The organism is Streptomyces sp. NPDC058470, from assembly GCF_042721055.1.
Taxonomy (GTDB): Bacteria; Actinomycetota; Actinomycetes; order Streptomycetales; family Streptomycetaceae; genus Streptomyces.
Genome location: NZ_JBHXMF010000044.1, coordinates 1 through 15,917 on the forward strand (window position 1 = coordinate 1; position 15,917 = coordinate 15,917).

A 15,917-nucleotide genomic window follows, 5' to 3' on the forward strand; every position below is an offset into this window, starting at 1 on the left:
CGAGCCATCCGAAGATCGTTTCACGACCTTGATCAACATCTCAAACAGGCCCTAGCTGGCCCATGGCGGGCGCCTTCGCCGAGGAGATCCGCGGCCTTGAGCGGGACGTCGCGTCGATCGTGAACCCGCGCGATCCGGCTGAGCGTCCGAAGCGTCTCGGCCTGTGTCCCGCCGTCCTGGACGCGGGGGACACCGTGTGCGGCGCCGTCCTGCTGCTGCGTCCGGGGCAGTCCTCGGTGCAGTGCACATGGTGCGGCTCGGCGTGGTCACCGGACCGCTGGCTGGCACTCGCCCGCGCACAGCAGGACGCGGCCGCGTGAGCACCTTGACAGGCATAAGCACCCCTGCTTACATTTGTACTCAGGCAGTCACCTCCGGTACGAGGAGGGACGTGACTACATGGAGAGCACGGCACGACGAAGCCGTCCGTAAGCAAGAGGCCGCACAACGGGCCTACCAAGACGCCACCGACGAACGGGCCCAAGCCCTCATCGACGGCGCCAAAGAACTCGGCAGTCAAGCCGCCGTCGCCAGAGAACTCGGCGTCACAACACCGAGCGTCAACCAGGCCATCCGCGCCTACCAACGCAAGACCGAGTAGCACCCACAACTGAAGACGGCCCAAGGCCGGGGTTCCCGCCCCAGCCAAGGGCCTGACCGAGAACGCCATCCTGACTAGACCAGGAGGAGATCCGGCTATGGCCGATCTTTCCATGCCCACCCGTGCGCCCGAAACGGGCCGACACATCATCGCGGCAGGCGTCATCCGCCGGAGCCCCGGCCGCACCATCACCGTGCGCGTCACCGCGGCCGGCGCCACCGGAGTCATCGCCAAGCAGGTGACCCGATGACCCAGCCCCCCACCCCCGCTGCGTGGGACGCCGAGGACAACCGCCCGGCCATCCCCAAGATCCCGCACCCCCGCACCCCGCAGGCCAGCGACATCGCCGTCGCGGTCGACCTCGGCCGGCGCGTCCTCAGCAGCGACAACCCGGCCGCCCTCCGCGAAGCCCTCCGCATCCTCCTGTACGCCGTCGAGCAGGACGCCGTCCGCCGCTCCGTCGACGACCAGTTCCCCACCGTCGCCGCATTCCTCGCCGACCAGGCCGGTGAGGGCCAGTGAGCACCGAGCCCCGCATGGTGACGGTCAACGTCCTCGTCTCCAAGGCCCTAGAGATCGACGAGCCCGACTGGTGCATCGACCCGCACACCGGCGCCAACTTCCGACCCGACATCACCCACAACGGGCCCGAGATCGCCGTCAGCTTCGATACCCCCCTCGGCACCGTCGACTACCTGCGCGCCTGGATCTCACACGCCCCCTACGCCGCCCTCGCGGACGAGCCGCTGCCCATCGTCGCCGTCGAGATCGACGCCGAAGTCGTACCCCTCGACCCCGACGGCGTCCGCGCGTTCACCGCCATCACCCGCGCCCACCTCGACGCCCTCGACCGCCTCGCCGACGAGGCAGAGCGCATCCGCGGAGGTGGTCAGGGATGACCGACAACTCCGGCGTCTGGATCCGCCGCACCTCGACCGCGGCCGGCCTCGCCTACACCGCCATCGCCGAATACGAGCTCGCCCGCCGGTTGGGCGCCGAGGTGCCCATCGCGGTCATGCTGCCGCTCGCCCTCGACTGCTACGTCATCGCCGCACTGAAGTGGTTCCGCGCGTTCGACGTCTTCCTGTCCCTCACCCTCATGGGCGCAGCCCAGGTATGCGCCCACGCCCTGGACGCGGGCGTCGTCAAGGTCAACCTCGACCTCGTCGCCGTCGTCTCCCTGCTCGTACCGATCGCCCTCTGGCGGACGCACGCGCTCGCCAGGCAGACGCCCCAGGACGAGCAGGACGCGGCACCGTCCCCGGCCATCCGGCCCGTCCCCGAGGTAGCGACAGAGGTCCCGCAAGGACCTCTGTCCGAAGCCAAGGTGACCCTCGAACGCAACGAGCAGAAGGACGCCGACGGGACGCCCGAACTCCTGCCCGGGACGGACCAGGACGCCGAGGACGCCGACGACGGACCGCCGCCCGAGCCGCCCCTCATGACGTCCGCACAGGTCGCCGAGCGGTACGGCATCGCGATGTCCACCGTCCGCACTTGGGTCGACACAGGACGCCTCACCGTCCACAGCAAGGACGCCCGGAACCGGAGCTTCTTCCACCCGGACGAGCTGCCCGTCATCTCCGGATCGGTGGTGCCGTCATGATGCGCATCCTGTTCGGAGCGATCCTCGGACTCCTCGTCGCCTACCCGGCACTCCTCGCCTTCGTCCTGGCCGTCGTCGCCGTCGTCGCCGCGATCGTCTCGCAGCCCGTCGTCCTCGCGTTCGCCGCCGGCGTCCTGCTCTGGCCACGCATCGCCCGAACCGTCCGGAGGTGGGCCGCGTGAGCAACCTGCCGGAGAACTACCAGCGTTACGCCGCACCGGACCAGACGCCCGCCCACCACCGCCCGCCGAACGTGCTCTACGACAACCAGGGCCGCCCCGTGCACTTCACCATCGGCCAGCCGATGCCCCCGGTCATCGTTCAGGCGCCCGTCCAACAAGGCCTGGACCCCGCCCTACAGCGCCTGATCATCATCACGTTCCTGATCCTCGCCGTAGTCGTCGTCTGCACCGCATCCGTCTGCGCCGTTGTCGTGATCATGGGCGGCACGCTGATCGGGATCATCGGCGCCGTCGGCCAGAACCTCACCATGCTCACCCTCTGCCTGGCCGGCGTCATCGTCGCCGCCGGATGGGCCGCCCAGAAGATCCGGCCCGCAGCCAAACCCGCCGGCAAGAGGGGCAGTCGCCGCTGACCTGCCCTTCCGTCCTCCGTCAACCACGGTCATCACGGCCGCGGTTGCGGGGGTGCGGTGGGGCCGGACAGCCCGGCCCGCAACCAGGGAGACGCCCATGCGCAACCATCGCCCCATCCTCGCGGTCGTCGCCGCCGCGGCCATCGCCGCGCTGGCCCTGACCGGCTGCGGCCCGACACTCCCCGCAGGCCCCGCCGGTCGGGTCGTCGACAAGGACCGCGACTACAAGCCCGCGACGAAGACGTACTGGAAATACCTGACCGTGCGCACCCCGGACGGCAGCGAGCACGAGTTCCGTGTCAGCAAGAGCGACTACGACTCCTGCATGCGCGGCTCCTCGTACCCGAAGTGCACGGAGGTGCGCTGACCATGGCGCTCACCAGCAAAGACCCGCACAACCTCGGCGAGTTGGCCTCCGTGATCCTCCTCGGCGCCCGCATCCGGCGCCGCGAAGCCCGCGGCAAGAGCACCAAGCGCCTGGAAAACCGCGTCGACCGCATCCGCAAGGACGCCCAGAAGCGCGAAGACGCCGAGCGCCAGAAGTGACAACGCCCCAGGACGGCCGATCGCTTGGCCGTGGACGGCCGTCCCAGGGCGCACCCATACCCCAGCAAGAGGCAGGAAGCCCCAGCATGACGAACAACGTCGTCCAGCTCCACAAGGACGCACCCCGGACACCCCCGCAAGACGCCGAGGACGCCCAGGACGCCGACCTCACACAGACCATCATCGACGTCGTCCAGAACGCCGAACCGCGTCCCGTCGACCGTCCCGACCCCACCCTGGACGGCACATGGCTCGCCGAGCGGCAGGCGTACCTCGCCGACGCACCGCCCGTCGTCCCCCCGACCTTCCGCCGCTGGGACGCCTTCAAGCACGCCGTCCGCTGGACCGCGTCCTACTACGGGCACGTCTCCGCCTTCCACACCCTCCGTGTACCCGTCTACGCTGCCCGCCTGCTGCTGCGCTCCCCGCGCGGCACCGGCCGGCTCGTCATCCGCTGGGGCAAGTGGGTCGCCGACACCGAAGCCCGGCCGGTCGAGGCCAAGGCCGCAGCCACCGCCGACATCGAAGCCTGGCTGTCGCTGTCGCGGGAGAAGTCCCGCCGGGTCCGCCCCCGCCGTATCGCCTCGCTCGCCGTCGCCACCGTCACCGGCATCACCACCCTCGTCAGCTCGTTCCTCGCGCCCGGCTGGACGTTCACCGCCGCGGTCGCCGCCGCAGCCCTCACCGGCCTGTGCGGCAAGAAGGGCGACAAGCCCCTCATCACCCGCTACGTCGCCACCAACATCCTCCGACGCCTCGACAGCACGGAGGTGTTCGAGGCGCTCGCCGCGATCGGCATCGAAGGCAAGAAGGGGCGCAAGGGTGTCGAGTTCGCCTCCGAGGTCATGCGCGACGGCCCCGGCTGGCGCGCCGAGGTCGACCTTCCCCCGGGCATCGAAGCCACCGCCGTCCTGGAGAAGCGGTCCGCGCTCGCCGCAGCTATGCGCCGCCCCATCAGCACCGTGTGGCCCGAGGGAGACCGCACCGCCCACCCCGGCCGCCTCGTGCTCTGGGTCGCCCAGCGCGACCCCGCCAAGGCCGCCCGCAAGCTGTGGCCGCTCATGAAGGACGGCCAGGCCGACGTGTATCAGCCGCTGCCCTACGGCTTCGACCCCCGCGGCAACCTCATCGACATCACCCTCATGTACTCCAACCTGCTGGTCGGCGGCATCCCCGGCTCCGGCAAGACGTCGTGCGCGCTCGCCATCGTCCTCGGCGTCGCCCTCGACCCCACCGCCGAACTGTGGATCTACGAACTCAAGGGCTCCGGCGACCTCGACGCGGTCAAGCCCGTCTGCCACCGCTACGTGTCCGGCGACGAAGACGAGGACCTGGAGGCCGCCCTCGCCGGGATGCGCTCCGGGATTGCCGAATACCAGCGGCGCGCCAAGTTCATCAAGTCCCTGCCCGCCAGCGAGGTCCCCGAGGGCCGCAAAGTCACCCGCGCCCTCGCCGAGAAGTACCCCGAGCAGCAGCTCGGGCCCCGCGTCATCGTCATCGACGAGGTACAGGAACTGTTCACCCACCCGGAGTACAAGGAAGAGGCCGCCGCCCTCGCCACCCGCCTCATCAAGAAGGGCCGCGCCTACGGCATCATCCTCATCCTCCTCACCCAGAACCCCGACGCACCCTCCCTGCCCACCGGCGTCTCCTCGTCGGTCGGCACCCGCCTCTGCCTCGCAGTCATGGACTGGCGCGCCAACAACAACGTGCTCGGCACCGGCGCCTACGACCGCGGCCTCCGCGCCACAGACATCAGCATCGACGAGCAAGGAACCGGCATCCTCGCCCGCGGCCGCGAAGGCATCACCGTCCGCGCCGCGTTCATCAAGCAGACCGAAGCCGAGGACATCGGCAAGCGCGCCCTCGCGCTCCGCACCGCCGCCGGCACCCTCACCGGGCAGGCCGTTGGCGCCCAGGTCACCGAACTGGACGTAGAGACGATCCTCGACCACCTACGAGCCATCTGGCCCGACGGCACCGACTCGGTCCACTCGCACCGCCTCGTCGAAGCCCTCGCCGCCTACCGGCCCGACCTCTACAAGCCGTGGCTGGACATGGACGCGGCAGGCGCCTCAACCGCTCTCAGCGCCACCCTCAAGCCCTTCAAGGTCGCCACCCGACAGCTCACCATCCGGGAGTGCTGCGGCGGCGCCAAGGGCCTCCGGTACGTCGATCTGCCTGCCGCCGAGGACGGCGAATAGGACCCTGGGAGCCGGTTTCGGATCAAGGCAGTGGTTTCACCTTGATCCGAAACCGGTTTCGACCCCGATATCGGGACTGAGCTGGCAAGTTTCGGGTTTCGACCAACTTCGCGGACCCGTGGAAACGGCCCGTTGAAAGGCTCCGGAACTGTCCGCCGTGCCGACACCACAGCCTCCCCTGCTGCGACCCTCTACCGGGTGCTCAGGCCCAGCCCGAGACTGGGGGCCATGACCACCACGCAGTTCAAGCGGAAGCGCTGGCACTGGATCATCACCATCGCGTGGCGCAAGGACCGCGTCTGGCAGATCGAGACAGCGGACGGCGACTGCGGCCCTCTGCCTGGCGCCAGTCGCCAAGAGCTCTACAACCACCTCTTCAACAAGATAGTCAAGGAATACGGGGCGCCTGAAGACGCCCGTGTGGTGTTCTTCTCGCTGGAGCCGGATGAGCTCGTGCCCGACCCCGACGACGAGTAGAGCACCATGGGGCCATGGAGCAACCCGTCCTCGTCGACCCCTACGCCGCCCACGCAGCCACCGGCATACGGCCCGGCACCATCCGCGTCTGGCTCCACCGCGGCAAGCTCACCCACCACGGCCACGACAACCAAGGCCGAGCCCTCGTCGACCTGCACGAACTCCAAGCCCAGCCCAGCAAACGGGCTGCTTGACCCGTTAGGCGAACGGGTGTAACACTCAACCCATGTTCAGCGTGCCCACATACCGCTGACCAGGACGCATGACGAATCCCCAGCCAATCCCCCCGGCTGGGGATTCGTCGTGTCACTAGCCGAGCACGCCCGTCATGGCCTGACGCGCGCCCTGCAGTCAGCTTCGCGCGGCCACCTCGGTCCGACTCACGATTGAGGTGACTGGGTGGGCTCGCGTGCGCTGTCGGTCGCGTCCAAGAATGCGTCGAGCTGACGCTGAGCCCGCCTGGTGCGGTTGGAGATGCGAAGGTGCGAGGCCATGACCTGCAACAGCGGAAGCAGAGTTACCCAGCTCAAGCCAAAGCTCAAGGCGAGGAAGCAGAAACGGGCGTCACCTGGGCTCGGCCCGGCATCCGGAGTTCCCAGCCAACTCAGCGCCCGCTGGAAGGCTTCGTACTGACACATCGCTCCGATCAGCCAACCCGCAAACACAGCCAACGTGCCCAGTGGGCTCCGGATCCGTGGAGCACGCGTGTAAAGCTCATCGATCTCAGAACGAGCACGTTCCGCGTCGTCAGCATTATTGCTCGGTATCAGGGCGACGCGCCTCTCAACTAGGTCGGCGTGCTCGCTGTACGAGGCAAGGAACTTACGGCCCGAGAGACTGATCTCAACTACACCGATCAAGAGCACTACGGGGGCTACAGCCACCACCGCAGAAGCGAAGGCCTCAGTCATCGTCAGCATCGAACCAGAATGCAGCGACGCGGGCCCGCCCGACGCGTGAACGGCGAGAGACGCGAGGGTCGAAGGCATGCCCCCCCGAGCCCTCCAGGTCTGCCCAACCCCTGGATGCCCAACGCTCACCACGAGCGGACGGTGCGCTACGTGCCAAGCCCAGGCCACAGCAGACAGACCCCGGCACAAGGACGCAGGACGCGGCCGACGATGGCGCGACGCAAGCGCCATGTACCTACGCGATCACCCGTACTGCGAGTGCCCCGAGTGCTCGACCCTGCCACCCCTGCAACGCGACCTGGCGACCGAGGTCGACCACATCGACGGACTCGGACCGCTCGGCCCCCGCGGCTACGACCCGGACAACTGGCAGGCCATGAGCAAGCCCCACCACTCCCGCAAAACCGCGGCCGAAACCTGGGGAACCTGAGTCACCGAACGTGACCGGCCCAGGGGGGGTACCCCCAACCGGCCTGGGGGCGGACGACGCGGGGGAGGGCGCTAAGGGGTGCGCCGGGTTCAGAGGGTCCCAGATGTCACGCAAGGTGACGTCTCTCTGTGCTGCGCAACGCAGCGATGAGGAGTGATCGACTATGCCCCGTGGAGGAGCGCGCGCGGTCTCCGGGCCGCCGCCGGACCCGAGGTCTCTGCGCAGCACGAAGGCCATCGACAAGGGCGGATGGCGGACGCTGCCGGCAGAAGGACGCGAGGGCGCACCGCCCGAGTGGCCGCTGACCGAGGCCGCGGACCGCGAGCTGGACCTGTGGGATGACCTGTGGGCCAAGCCGCAGGCCGTGGCGTGGGAGGACATGGGCCAGACGCTGGAGGTCGCGCTGTTCGTGCGGACGCTGGCCGAGGCCGAGCGCGCGGACGCCCGCGTGGACGTCAAGAAGATGGTGCGCGGGTACCTCGACAGCCTCGGCCTCAGCGTGGCGGGCATGAACCGGAACCGGTGGAAGATCGCTCCGGCGGTCGAGGAGCCCGCCGCTACGGAGGCCGGGCAGCCGGATGCCGTTCGGCGTCCGTCGGCTCGCGACCGGCTGAAGGTCGTGCCCAGTGGCGAAGGGGCCTGACGCCGGCGCCGAATTCGTCGTCGACTTCCCCACCCTGTGGATCGTCCCGGACTGGATCGAGGCGCATTGCCCGATCCCGGACGGCTTCCGGGTGGGCGAGGATCTGGAGCTGTACCCGTGGCAGCTGTGGTGCACGGTCAACCACTACCGCGTGAAGCCGCAGGCTCGCGTCGGGCAGTTGGCGACTGCGTTCCACTACCGCCGTAGCCAGGTCGTTGCGCCGCAGAAGACGGGCAAGGGCCCGTGGTCGGCGACGATCGTGCTGGCCGAGGCCGCCGGGCCGGTGGTCTTCAACGGCTGGGCCAAGGGCGGCGAGCGGTACCGGTGTTCGGATCACGGCTGCGGCTGCGGCTGGTGGTACGACTACGAGCCGGGCGAGCCGATGGGCGTGCCGTGGCCCACTCCGCTTATCCAGCTGACGGCCACGTCCGAGGACCAGGTCGACAACGTGTACCGGCCGCTGCGGTCGATGGTGAAGTACGGCCCGCTCTCCGAGATCATGCAGACGGGCGAGGAGTTCACTCGCGTCGGGGATGACGGCCGGGTCGACGTGGTCACGGCGTCCGCCTTGAGCCGTCTGGGCAACCCGATCATCTTCGCGATGCAGGACGAGACCGGTCTCTACACCGCGGCGAACAAGCTGCGCCGGGTCGCCGAGACGCAGCGGCGCGGCGCGGCCGGCATGGGCGGCCGGTCGATGGAGACGACGAACGGGTGGGATCCGTCGGAGGGATCTGTCGCGCAGACGACCAGCGAGGCCAAGGCGCGGGACATCTTCCGGTATCACCCGCAGGCGCCCAAGTCGCTGTCGTACAAGGACAAGCGGCAGCGCCGGAAGATCCACGCCGTCGTGTACGCGGGCTCGTCCCATGTGGACCTCGACGCGATCGAGGCCGAGGCCGCCGAGATCATGGAGAAGGACGAGGCGCAGGCCGAGAGGTTCTTCGGCAACAGGTGCGTCGCCGGTACGGCGACCTGGCTGGACCCGGCGAAGTGGGCGGCGAAGGCGAAGCCTCAGCGGGTGCGGCCCATGACCCGGATCGTCCTTGGGTTCGACGGCAGCGACTCGGACGACTGGACAGCGATCCGTGCCGAGACGATGGACGGCTACCAGTTCACCCCGAAGTACGGGGACAACGACGAGCCGACCATCTGGAACCCGGCCGATCACGGCGGGCAGGTGCCGCGCGCTGAAGTGCGCGCGGCGATGGGCCAGTTGATGCGCCGGTACGACGTGGTCCGGCTGTACGCGGACCCGCCGTACTGGGACACCGAGATCGACGACTGGGTGGACGAGTACGGCGAAGAGCGGGTCATCCGTTGGCACACCCGCCGCATCGTGCAGATGCACGCGGCGTGCGAGCGGCTCAAGACCGACGTGATCAAGCGGGATGCGACGTTCCGCCATGACGCCTGCGAGACCACTTACGACCACATCACCCACACCCGCATGGCGGCCCGGCCGATGGACCGCTACGTCCTGCGCAAGGCCAGCCCCACTCAGAAGATCGACGCCACGATTCCGAGCATCCTCGCCCACGAGGCGCTCGGCGACGTCATCGCCGCCGGCCTCGCCGAGCGCGAAGTGTCCTACTACTACGGCAGTTGAGGAGGGCCCATGGCTACGGAGGGGCAGGCTCTCCAGCTGGTCTCCCTGCTGGAGAACGAACTGATCAGCAGGCGCGGTCCGATCGACCGGCATAACGACTACTACCGGGGCAAGCACCCGCTGAAGTTCGCGTCGGATGAGTTCGCGAAGTTCCACGGGGAGCGCTACCGGGATTTCTCCGACAACTGGGTGCAGGTGGTGGCCGACGCTCCGGTCGAGCGGCTGACCGTGACCGGGTTCGTGGCCGACGGCGAGACGTCCGCAGACAGGGATCTGTGGAAGGTGTGGCAGGTCAATGGCCTCGACGCCGACAGCCAGCTCGGCTTCCTCGGTGCGGTCACCAGCGGCCGGTGCTTCGTCCTGGTGTGGGGTGACCCTGACGACCCGGACATGCCGGTGGTCACGTTCGAGGATGCCTCGCAGTGCATCGTCGTCTACGAGCCGGGCTCTCGCCGTCTGCGCCGGGCGGCGCTGAAGCGTTGGCAGGACGGCAACATGGACTTCGCCACCCTGTACCTGAAGCACGAGGTGTGGAAGTTCTGCCGCCCCCTTCAGCAGCAGGACAAGTCCCCGCAGATGGCGGACGTCGACGAGGAGCTCAAGCGGTGGGCGCCGCGGGAACTCGGCGACGAGCCCAACCCGCAGCCCAACCCCATGGGCGTGGTGCCCATGGTGGAGCTCCGCAACAAGCCGATGCTCGTCGAGGACCCGATCAGCGATGTCGCTGGCGTGGTCGCGATGCAGGACGCAATCAACCTGCTGTGGGCGCAGTTGTTCACCGCCTCCGACTACGCCTCGTTCCCGCAGCGCGTGGTCCTGGGCGCCGAGCGGCCGATGATCCCGAAGCTCAACTCGGCCGGTGAGATCGTCGGCAAACAGCCCATTGACCTCGACAAGTTCCAGGTCGACCGAGTCGCCTGGATCACGGGCAAGGACGCGCGGATCGCGGAATGGCAGGCCGCGAACCTGGCCATGTACAGCGGCATCATCGAGATGGCAGTCGGTCACCTGGCCGCGCAGACCCGAACCCCTCAGCACTACCTGATCGGGAAGATGGCCAACCTCGGCGAGGGCGCGCTGCTCGCCGCGGAGACCGGTCTCGTGAAGCGGTGCGACGAGAAGACCCTGTGGTACGGGCAGGGCCTGCGTGAGATGGCGACGCTGGTCGCGCTGGCCAAGGGCGAGTACGAGAAGGCCGCGGCGCTGCGTTCGGGCCGTGTGCTGTGGGCGGAGACCGAGTCCCGCTCGCACGCGCAGATGGCGGACGCGCTGCTGAAGCTGAAGCAGCTCGGCTTCCCCTTCGAGTGGCTGGCGCTGCGGTACGGCCTCACCCCGACCGAGGTGTACGAGGTTCTCGCCATGCGGGAGCGCGAGTTGGAGGCGGACCCGGTCACCGAGCTGACGCGCAGCCTGACCGGCGGAGGGACCGCGCCCGCCGAGGACCCGCCGGCCGACGACGCGGATCCGGGTGAGGACACGGCGGCATGAGCCCGTCCCCGCAGGCGGTCGCGCACATGGAGGCGCGGCGCCGCCTGGCCGAGGCGTCCGCGCGGGCGTCGCGGCAGATGTGGCGGCAGGTCGACCGGGACAACATCTATACGTCGTGGGTGGGCATGCTCGCCCGCCTGGTGGCGGTCGTGTCGGGCGGGCAGATGGCCGCCGCGCAGGCGACCGAGCCATGGCTGATGCAGCTGCTGGGCACGGATTCGGAGCAGCCGGATTCCGACCGCCTCAATCCCGCCGCACTGGTCGGCGTGACCGGCGCCGGGCTTCCGCTTGCAAGCGTGCTGATGGCTCCGATGTGGGCCGCGCTGCGGCTCGTCACGCAGGGCAGGCCGGTGGTGCAGTCGATGGCCAGCGGTCAGGCCCTGCTCGACGCCGTGGTCCGCACAGCCGTGGCAGACGCGGGCCGCGCGGCTGACTCGGTCGGCATGATCAGCCGTCCGGCCGTGACGTCGTATGTGCGGGTCGTTGAGGGCGGCGCCTGCTCGCGCTGCCTGGTCCTGGCGGGTCGGGAGTACGGCGTCAGTACGGCATTCGCCCGGCACCCGAAGTGCAACTGCTCGATGGAGCCCGTCACCCGCGAGCACCGGCCCACACCAGACAGCCCCGAGGCGCTCTTCGAGTCGATGTCCGACGCCGAGAGGAAGCGCGTGTTCGGCGCGTCCGCGGTGCAGGCGATCGACGCCGGCGCCGACATCGGCCAGGTGGTCAACGCCCGCCGCGGCATGGCGTCGGCGACCGTGTTCGGCCGCACAGTGCGGGCCACCACAGAGGGCACGCAGCGTGGCGAGTTCCGGCGGCGGGAGTTCCGCCGTCTGCAGGACGAGGGAGCGATCCCCCGGTCCCAGTCGATCCGCGGGTTCAGTCCCACGGCAACACGCCTCATGCCCGAGGAGATCGTCCGCCAGGCCGACAACCGTGAGCACGCGGTCCGGCTGCTGCGACAGAACGCGTACATCGCCTGACCCCCGCCCGCGCGCAACGCGCAGGCCTACACCCCGCAATGGGAGATCACATGCACCGCAGCACCCTGCCCCGCCGCGCCCGCGCGCACGCGCCCGGCTGGTCCCACCCCTACCCCGACGACCTGTTCTCGCCCGTGTTCTACGCGGACGGCGACCAGGACGCCGACACCGACGACGCGGACGCTGCCGCGGATACGGACGGCGACGCGGACGCCGACAAGGGCGACGACGCGGAGGCGGATGACGCCGACACAGACGCCGACCCGGACGGTGCCGACGACCTCGGCGACAAGGGCAAGAAGGCCCTCGACGCCATGAAGGCCAAGCTCAAGACGGAGCGCACGCGCCGCCGCGAGGCCGAGGCCAAGCTCAAGCCCGCCGACGGCGACGCCGACCAGATCCAGGCCAAGGCGGATGCGGCGGCAACCGCCAAGGCCAACGCCCGGATCCTCAGGGCGGAGGTGAAGGCCGCCGCCGCGGGCAAGCTCGCGGACCCGGCCGACGCCTACAAGTTCCTCGACCTCGATCAGTTCGAGGTCGACGACGACGGCAACGTCGACACCGAAGAGGTCGCGGAAGCAATCGAGGACCTCATCAAGAACAAGCCCTACCTGGCAGCCGCAACGGCGAAGAGGTTCCAGGGCACAGGCGACGGCGGCGCAGCGCGCAAGGCGGGCCGGCCGAAGCAGCTCACGCAGCAGGACCTCAAGTCCATGTCCCCCGAGGCGATCGACAAGGCCCGCATCGACGGCCAGCTCGACGACCTCATGGGCGGCAAGTAACCCAGGAGGAACCCATGACCGTCCGGAACTTTGTTCCCGAAATCTGGAGCTCGCGGCTGCTCGTCGCGACCCGCAAGGCCCTCGTCTACGCGGCCCCGACCGTGGTCAACCGCGACTACGAGGGCGACATCAACGAGGCGGGCGACACCGTCCGCATCACCTCGGTGTCCCGTCCGGCGATCGGCACCTACACCCCGGGCTCGACGACGATCACCCCGGAGAAGCTGACCACCGGGCAGCGCACCCTGGTGGTCGACCAGTCGAAGTACTGGGCGTTCTCCATCGACGACGTCGACAAGCGTCAGGTGAAGTCCAACCTGATCCCGCAGGCCATGAGTGAGGCGGCCTTCGGGCTGGCCGACGTGGTCGACCAGTACGTCGCCGGGCTGTACACGCAGATCCAGGCCGCGAACTTCCTGAACGTGGTCGGCTCCCCGATCGACACGTACACGAGCGTCAACGACGCCTACGACAAGGTCCTCGTGCCGCTGCGTACCGCGCTGACGAAGGCGAGCGTGCCCACGGCGGGCCGCTACGTGATCGTCTCCCCGGAGTTCTACGCGTCGCTGCTGAAGGACTCGCGGTTCGTGAAGGTCAACGAGTCGGGCACGGACACCGGTCTGCGCAACGGCATGGTCGGGCGCGCGGCGGGCTTCGACATCCTGGAGTCCAACAACGTGCCGAACCCGTCCGGTGACACGCAGGTCATCACCGCGGGGACGTCGGCGGCGATCACGTTCGCGGAGCAGATCAACAAGACCGAGGCGTACCGCCCCGAGTCCAGCTTCAGCGACGCGGTGAAGGGCCTGGCCCTGTACGGCGCGAAGGTCGTGCGTCCCGACCACCTGGCCGCCGCGTTCATCAACCCTGCCGCCTGATCGGAGCCTGACCCATGGCAACCACACAGATCCCGTATTCCAGCCTCGTCCCGAACTCGAACCTGGCACAGCCGGCGGGGACGACCACGGTCGTCGCGCCGACGAACAACATGCAGATCTCCAACGCCTTCCCCGAGCTCACCGTCCTGCGGGTGGTGAACACCGGCGTGCAGCAGATCATCAAGGTGAAGGCGGGTACCGGTCCGCAGGCCATCGCCGCAGGGCAGGGCGACCTGTCGGTCACGGTGGCCGCGACGACCGGTGCGCAGTTCATCGGCCCGTTCGAGTCGGGCCGATTCGTCCAGTCCGACGGCAGCATGCTCATCGAGTGCGCCACGGTCGACGCCACGATCACCGCCCTCAAGGTCCCGAGGAACACCTGACATGGCCGAGACGATTCATGTCCGGGGTGAGGGTGGGGCCATCTTCGCGATGGACCTGCCCCTCCCCGAGAGCATCGCGGAACGCTACGAGCGCGGCCTTCTGGTCCGCGTTCACTCCGACGGCACCCCCTACCACCCGGGTCCTGCGGCACCGTCCGAGGACGGCGGCGGCAGCGACCTGACCGCGGGCAAGTCCCCGCGCCCCGGGGTGAACGCGTCCAAGTCCGAGTGGATCGCCTACGTCGTCGGGCAGGGGCACCTGTCTGCCGAGGACGCGGCGAACCTCACCAAGGCCGACCTGATCGAACTGGCCAGCTGACGAGGAGGTCGCCGTGGCACTGGACCCGTTGGCGACACAGGCCGACCTCGAGGCCCGCGGCCTGACCGTGGACCCCTCCGAGACGGAGTTCGTCGGAGTGTCCCTCGATGTCGCGTCCACCGCCGTGCGCGAGGCGGCCGGGTCGCCGATCTCGGAGACGACATCCACCATCACGCTGGAGGGCGAGCCGGGCCAGTGGCTGACACTGCCCGGCCTGCCCGTCTCCGCCGTTGCCACGGTCGAGCTGGACGGCGTGGCCATCACCGACTGGCGGCTGCGCTCACAGCGGCTGTGGCGCGCCGTCGGCTGGACGGGATGCGACGGCCCGTCCGAGGTCGAGGTCACCCAGACACACGGCCTGGCGACAGTGCCTTCGGACATCGTCGACCTGGTGTGCCGCATGGTCGCGGGCGCGCTGAAGGCGCAACGGTCGGAGGAGGACGGTACGGGCCTGGCCACCGAGGTCATCACCTCGGAGCGGATCGGGGACTACGCCGTCACCTACGGCGGCGACGGGCGGGTCAGTGAGATGGACCTGCCGCAGTACTGGCGCGAGCGGCTCGAAGCCCGCTTCGGCGGCGGCATGCAGCTGCTGAGGTCACGGTGAGCGTCGGCCGATACCTGAACCGGCGGCTGGACGTCTGGCGCCCGCAGACGGCGCCGGACGGGCACGGCGGCCAGACCGCCACGCTCGTCCAGCAGGCGCTGCCCGTGCGGGCGAAGGTCGACCAGCCCTCGCCCACCGAACGCCTGATCGCCCAGCAGGCGAACTCCAAGCACTCACACGACGTGTTCATGCTGCCCAGCGCCGACGTCCGGCGCGGCGACGAACTGCGCGGCACGGACGGCCTGGGCAACGCCCAGAGCTTCCGTGTGCTGTCCGTCGTCCAGGCGTCCCGCCCCGTGTACTCGAAGGCTCTTGCCGAGCTGATCCAGGGAGAAGGAGAACCCGATGGCTGATCTCAGCCTCACCACGGTGCCGGTAGCCACCGGTATCGCCGACGTCGCCGCCCAGGCGACCGCCGCGGCTGTCGGCGGGGACACGGCCCCCGTCGGGCCCGGCCGGTTCCTGTACGTCAACAACGGCTCAGGCGGCTCGATCACGGTCACGGTGGCGACGCCGGGGACCGTGTCCGGACTGGCCATCGCCGACACCGCGGTGGCCGTGGCCGCCGGGAAGCACGCGGTCATCTCGCTGGCCAACGTGTTCCGCGGCGCCACCGGCCGCGCCGCCATCACCTACAGCGCGGTCACCACCGTGACGGTGCGCCCCTTCGAGCTGGGCGTCTGATGGCCGGACCAGAGCGGCCGCAGCCGCCCCGCCTGGAACCGCACGAGCACCGGCGCCGGGCCGAGGACTCCCTCGGGCTCGGCGACGTCGACGTGCCGCGCGCCATCGCGTGGGCCCTGCTCGCCGTCGCCGGCGAACTGGCCCTCATCCGCAAGCAGCTCAGCAGGAGGTGAC

The 15,917-nt window shown here is 69.4% G+C and carries 27 protein-coding genes; 26 read left to right on the forward strand and 1 reads right to left on the reverse strand.

Translation table 11 applies throughout. The annotated features are described in order from the left end of the window. Positions 1-62: 62 nt before the first annotated feature. The 13 genes from ACFWP7_RS28640 (at position 63) to ACFWP7_RS28700 (ending at position 6,223) form a co-directional block, all read left to right on the forward strand. A complete protein-coding gene (locus tag ACFWP7_RS28640; protein WP_384386813.1) occupies positions 63-320 on the forward strand; it encodes a hypothetical protein in 258 nt (85 codons plus the stop codon). Positions 321-391: 71 nt separating this feature from the next. Further along, complete coding sequence (locus ACFWP7_RS28645; protein WP_384386816.1) at positions 392-601, forward strand: hypothetical protein; 210 nt, start codon at positions 392-394, stop codon at positions 599-601. Between the two features lie 97 nt (positions 602-698). After that, positions 699-851, forward strand: a complete 153-nt coding sequence (locus ACFWP7_RS28650) for a hypothetical protein (RefSeq protein WP_384386818.1) — start codon at positions 699-701, stop codon at positions 849-851. Beyond that, complete coding sequence (locus ACFWP7_RS28655; protein ID WP_384386821.1) at positions 848-1,123, forward strand: hypothetical protein; 276 nt, start codon at positions 848-850, stop codon at positions 1,121-1,123. Before ACFWP7_RS28650 ends, ACFWP7_RS28655 begins: the two co-directional genes overlap by 4 nt. Further along, positions 1,120-1,500 carry a DUF6907 domain-containing protein gene (locus tag ACFWP7_RS28660; RefSeq protein ID WP_384386824.1) on the forward strand — a complete coding sequence of 127 codons (381 nt, stop codon included), beginning with the start codon at positions 1,120-1,122 and terminating at the stop codon, positions 1,498-1,500. Before ACFWP7_RS28655 ends, ACFWP7_RS28660 begins: the two co-directional genes overlap by 4 nt. Further along, complete coding sequence (locus ACFWP7_RS28665; protein WP_384386827.1) at positions 1,497-2,207, forward strand: hypothetical protein; 711 nt, start codon at positions 1,497-1,499, stop codon at positions 2,205-2,207. The genes ACFWP7_RS28660 and ACFWP7_RS28665 overlap by 4 nt, the downstream gene beginning before the upstream one ends. Next, positions 2,204-2,389, forward strand: a complete 186-nt coding sequence (locus ACFWP7_RS28670) for a hypothetical protein (protein WP_384386830.1) — start codon at positions 2,204-2,206, stop codon at positions 2,387-2,389. The genes ACFWP7_RS28665 and ACFWP7_RS28670 overlap by 4 nt, the downstream gene beginning before the upstream one ends. Beyond that, positions 2,386-2,802 (forward strand): hypothetical protein, encoded by a 417-nt coding sequence (locus ACFWP7_RS28675; RefSeq protein ID WP_384386833.1) that lies wholly within the window; start codon positions 2,386-2,388, stop codon positions 2,800-2,802. The genes ACFWP7_RS28670 and ACFWP7_RS28675 overlap by 4 nt, the downstream gene beginning before the upstream one ends. Positions 2,803-2,899: 97 nt before the next feature. After that, positions 2,900-3,169 (forward strand): hypothetical protein, encoded by a 270-nt coding sequence (locus tag ACFWP7_RS28680; RefSeq protein ID WP_384386836.1) that lies wholly within the window; start codon positions 2,900-2,902, stop codon positions 3,167-3,169. A 2-nt stretch (positions 3,170-3,171) separates the two neighbouring features. Continuing rightward, a complete protein-coding gene (locus ACFWP7_RS28685) occupies positions 3,172-3,348 on the forward strand; it encodes a hypothetical protein (protein WP_384386839.1) in 177 nt (58 codons plus the stop codon). An 86-nt stretch (positions 3,349-3,434) separates the two neighbouring features. Further along, positions 3,435-5,552 carry an FtsK/SpoIIIE domain-containing protein gene (locus ACFWP7_RS28690; protein ID WP_384386842.1) on the forward strand — a complete coding sequence of 706 codons (2,118 nt, stop codon included), beginning with the start codon at positions 3,435-3,437 and terminating at the stop codon, positions 5,550-5,552. A 228-nt stretch (positions 5,553-5,780) separates the two neighbouring features. Then, the gene (locus ACFWP7_RS28695; RefSeq protein WP_384386845.1) at positions 5,781-6,029 is read left to right on the forward strand and encodes a hypothetical protein; all 249 of its coding nucleotides are present in this window, start codon (positions 5,781-5,783) and stop codon (positions 6,027-6,029) included. Between the two features lie 14 nt (positions 6,030-6,043). Continuing rightward, on the forward strand, positions 6,044-6,223 hold the full coding sequence (locus ACFWP7_RS28700) for a hypothetical protein (RefSeq protein WP_384386847.1): 180 nt from the start codon (positions 6,044-6,046) through the stop codon (positions 6,221-6,223). 186 nt (positions 6,224-6,409) lie between these two features. Here ACFWP7_RS28700 and ACFWP7_RS28705 read toward each other — a convergent pair whose 3' ends face one another. After that, positions 6,410-6,949, reverse strand: coding sequence for a hypothetical protein (locus ACFWP7_RS28705; protein WP_384386850.1), 540 nt, complete (start codon positions 6,947-6,949; stop codon positions 6,410-6,412). Between the two features lie 220 nt (positions 6,950-7,169). Between ACFWP7_RS28705 and ACFWP7_RS28710 the strand changes: the two genes are divergently transcribed. The 13 genes from ACFWP7_RS28710 (at position 7,170) to ACFWP7_RS28770 (ending at position 15,916) form a co-directional block, all read left to right on the forward strand. Next, positions 7,170-7,370, forward strand: coding sequence for an HNH endonuclease signature motif containing protein (locus ACFWP7_RS28710; protein WP_384386853.1), 201 nt, complete (start codon positions 7,170-7,172; stop codon positions 7,368-7,370). 163 nt (positions 7,371-7,533) lie between these two features. Next, a complete protein-coding gene (locus ACFWP7_RS28715) occupies positions 7,534-8,013 on the forward strand; it encodes a hypothetical protein (RefSeq protein ID WP_384386856.1) in 480 nt (159 codons plus the stop codon). After that, positions 7,997-9,622 (forward strand): hypothetical protein, encoded by a 1,626-nt coding sequence (locus tag ACFWP7_RS28720; protein WP_384386859.1) that lies wholly within the window; start codon positions 7,997-7,999, stop codon positions 9,620-9,622. The genes ACFWP7_RS28715 and ACFWP7_RS28720 overlap by 17 nt, the downstream gene beginning before the upstream one ends. Before the next feature lie 9 nt (positions 9,623-9,631). Then, complete coding sequence (locus tag ACFWP7_RS28725; protein ID WP_384386862.1) at positions 9,632-11,110, forward strand: phage portal protein; 1,479 nt, start codon at positions 9,632-9,634, stop codon at positions 11,108-11,110. Next, positions 11,107-12,090 (forward strand): hypothetical protein, encoded by a 984-nt coding sequence (locus tag ACFWP7_RS28730; protein WP_384386865.1) that lies wholly within the window; start codon positions 11,107-11,109, stop codon positions 12,088-12,090. The genes ACFWP7_RS28725 and ACFWP7_RS28730 overlap by 4 nt, the downstream gene beginning before the upstream one ends. A 50-nt stretch (positions 12,091-12,140) precedes the next feature. After that, positions 12,141-12,872 carry a hypothetical protein gene (locus tag ACFWP7_RS28735; protein WP_384386867.1) on the forward strand — a complete coding sequence of 244 codons (732 nt, stop codon included), beginning with the start codon at positions 12,141-12,143 and terminating at the stop codon, positions 12,870-12,872. Between the two features lie 14 nt (positions 12,873-12,886). After that, positions 12,887-13,750: a P22 phage major capsid protein family protein gene (locus tag ACFWP7_RS28740; RefSeq protein ID WP_384386869.1), complete on the forward strand. Its 864-nt coding sequence runs from the start codon at positions 12,887-12,889 to the stop codon at positions 13,748-13,750. A 14-nt stretch (positions 13,751-13,764) separates the two neighbouring features. Continuing rightward, positions 13,765-14,133, forward strand: a complete 369-nt coding sequence (locus ACFWP7_RS28745) for a hypothetical protein (RefSeq protein WP_384386872.1) — start codon at positions 13,765-13,767, stop codon at positions 14,131-14,133. A 1-nt stretch (position 14,134) separates the two neighbouring features. Then, entirely contained in the window at positions 14,135-14,452 is a 318-nt protein-coding gene (locus ACFWP7_RS28750) for a hypothetical protein (protein WP_384386875.1), read from the forward strand. A 13-nt stretch (positions 14,453-14,465) separates the two neighbouring features. Next, complete coding sequence (locus tag ACFWP7_RS28755) at positions 14,466-15,059, forward strand: hypothetical protein (RefSeq protein WP_384386877.1); 594 nt, start codon at positions 14,466-14,468, stop codon at positions 15,057-15,059. Continuing rightward, positions 15,056-15,412 carry a head-tail adaptor protein gene (locus ACFWP7_RS28760; RefSeq protein ID WP_384386880.1) on the forward strand — a complete coding sequence of 119 codons (357 nt, stop codon included), beginning with the start codon at positions 15,056-15,058 and terminating at the stop codon, positions 15,410-15,412. The genes ACFWP7_RS28755 and ACFWP7_RS28760 overlap by 4 nt, the downstream gene beginning before the upstream one ends. Further along, positions 15,405-15,743 (forward strand): hypothetical protein, encoded by a 339-nt coding sequence (locus ACFWP7_RS28765; RefSeq protein WP_384386882.1) that lies wholly within the window; start codon positions 15,405-15,407, stop codon positions 15,741-15,743. Before ACFWP7_RS28760 ends, ACFWP7_RS28765 begins: the two co-directional genes overlap by 8 nt. After that, positions 15,743-15,916: a hypothetical protein gene (locus ACFWP7_RS28770; RefSeq protein ID WP_384386885.1), complete on the forward strand. Its 174-nt coding sequence runs from the start codon at positions 15,743-15,745 to the stop codon at positions 15,914-15,916. Before ACFWP7_RS28765 ends, ACFWP7_RS28770 begins: the two co-directional genes overlap by 1 nt. Position 15,917 lies beyond the last annotated feature (1 nt).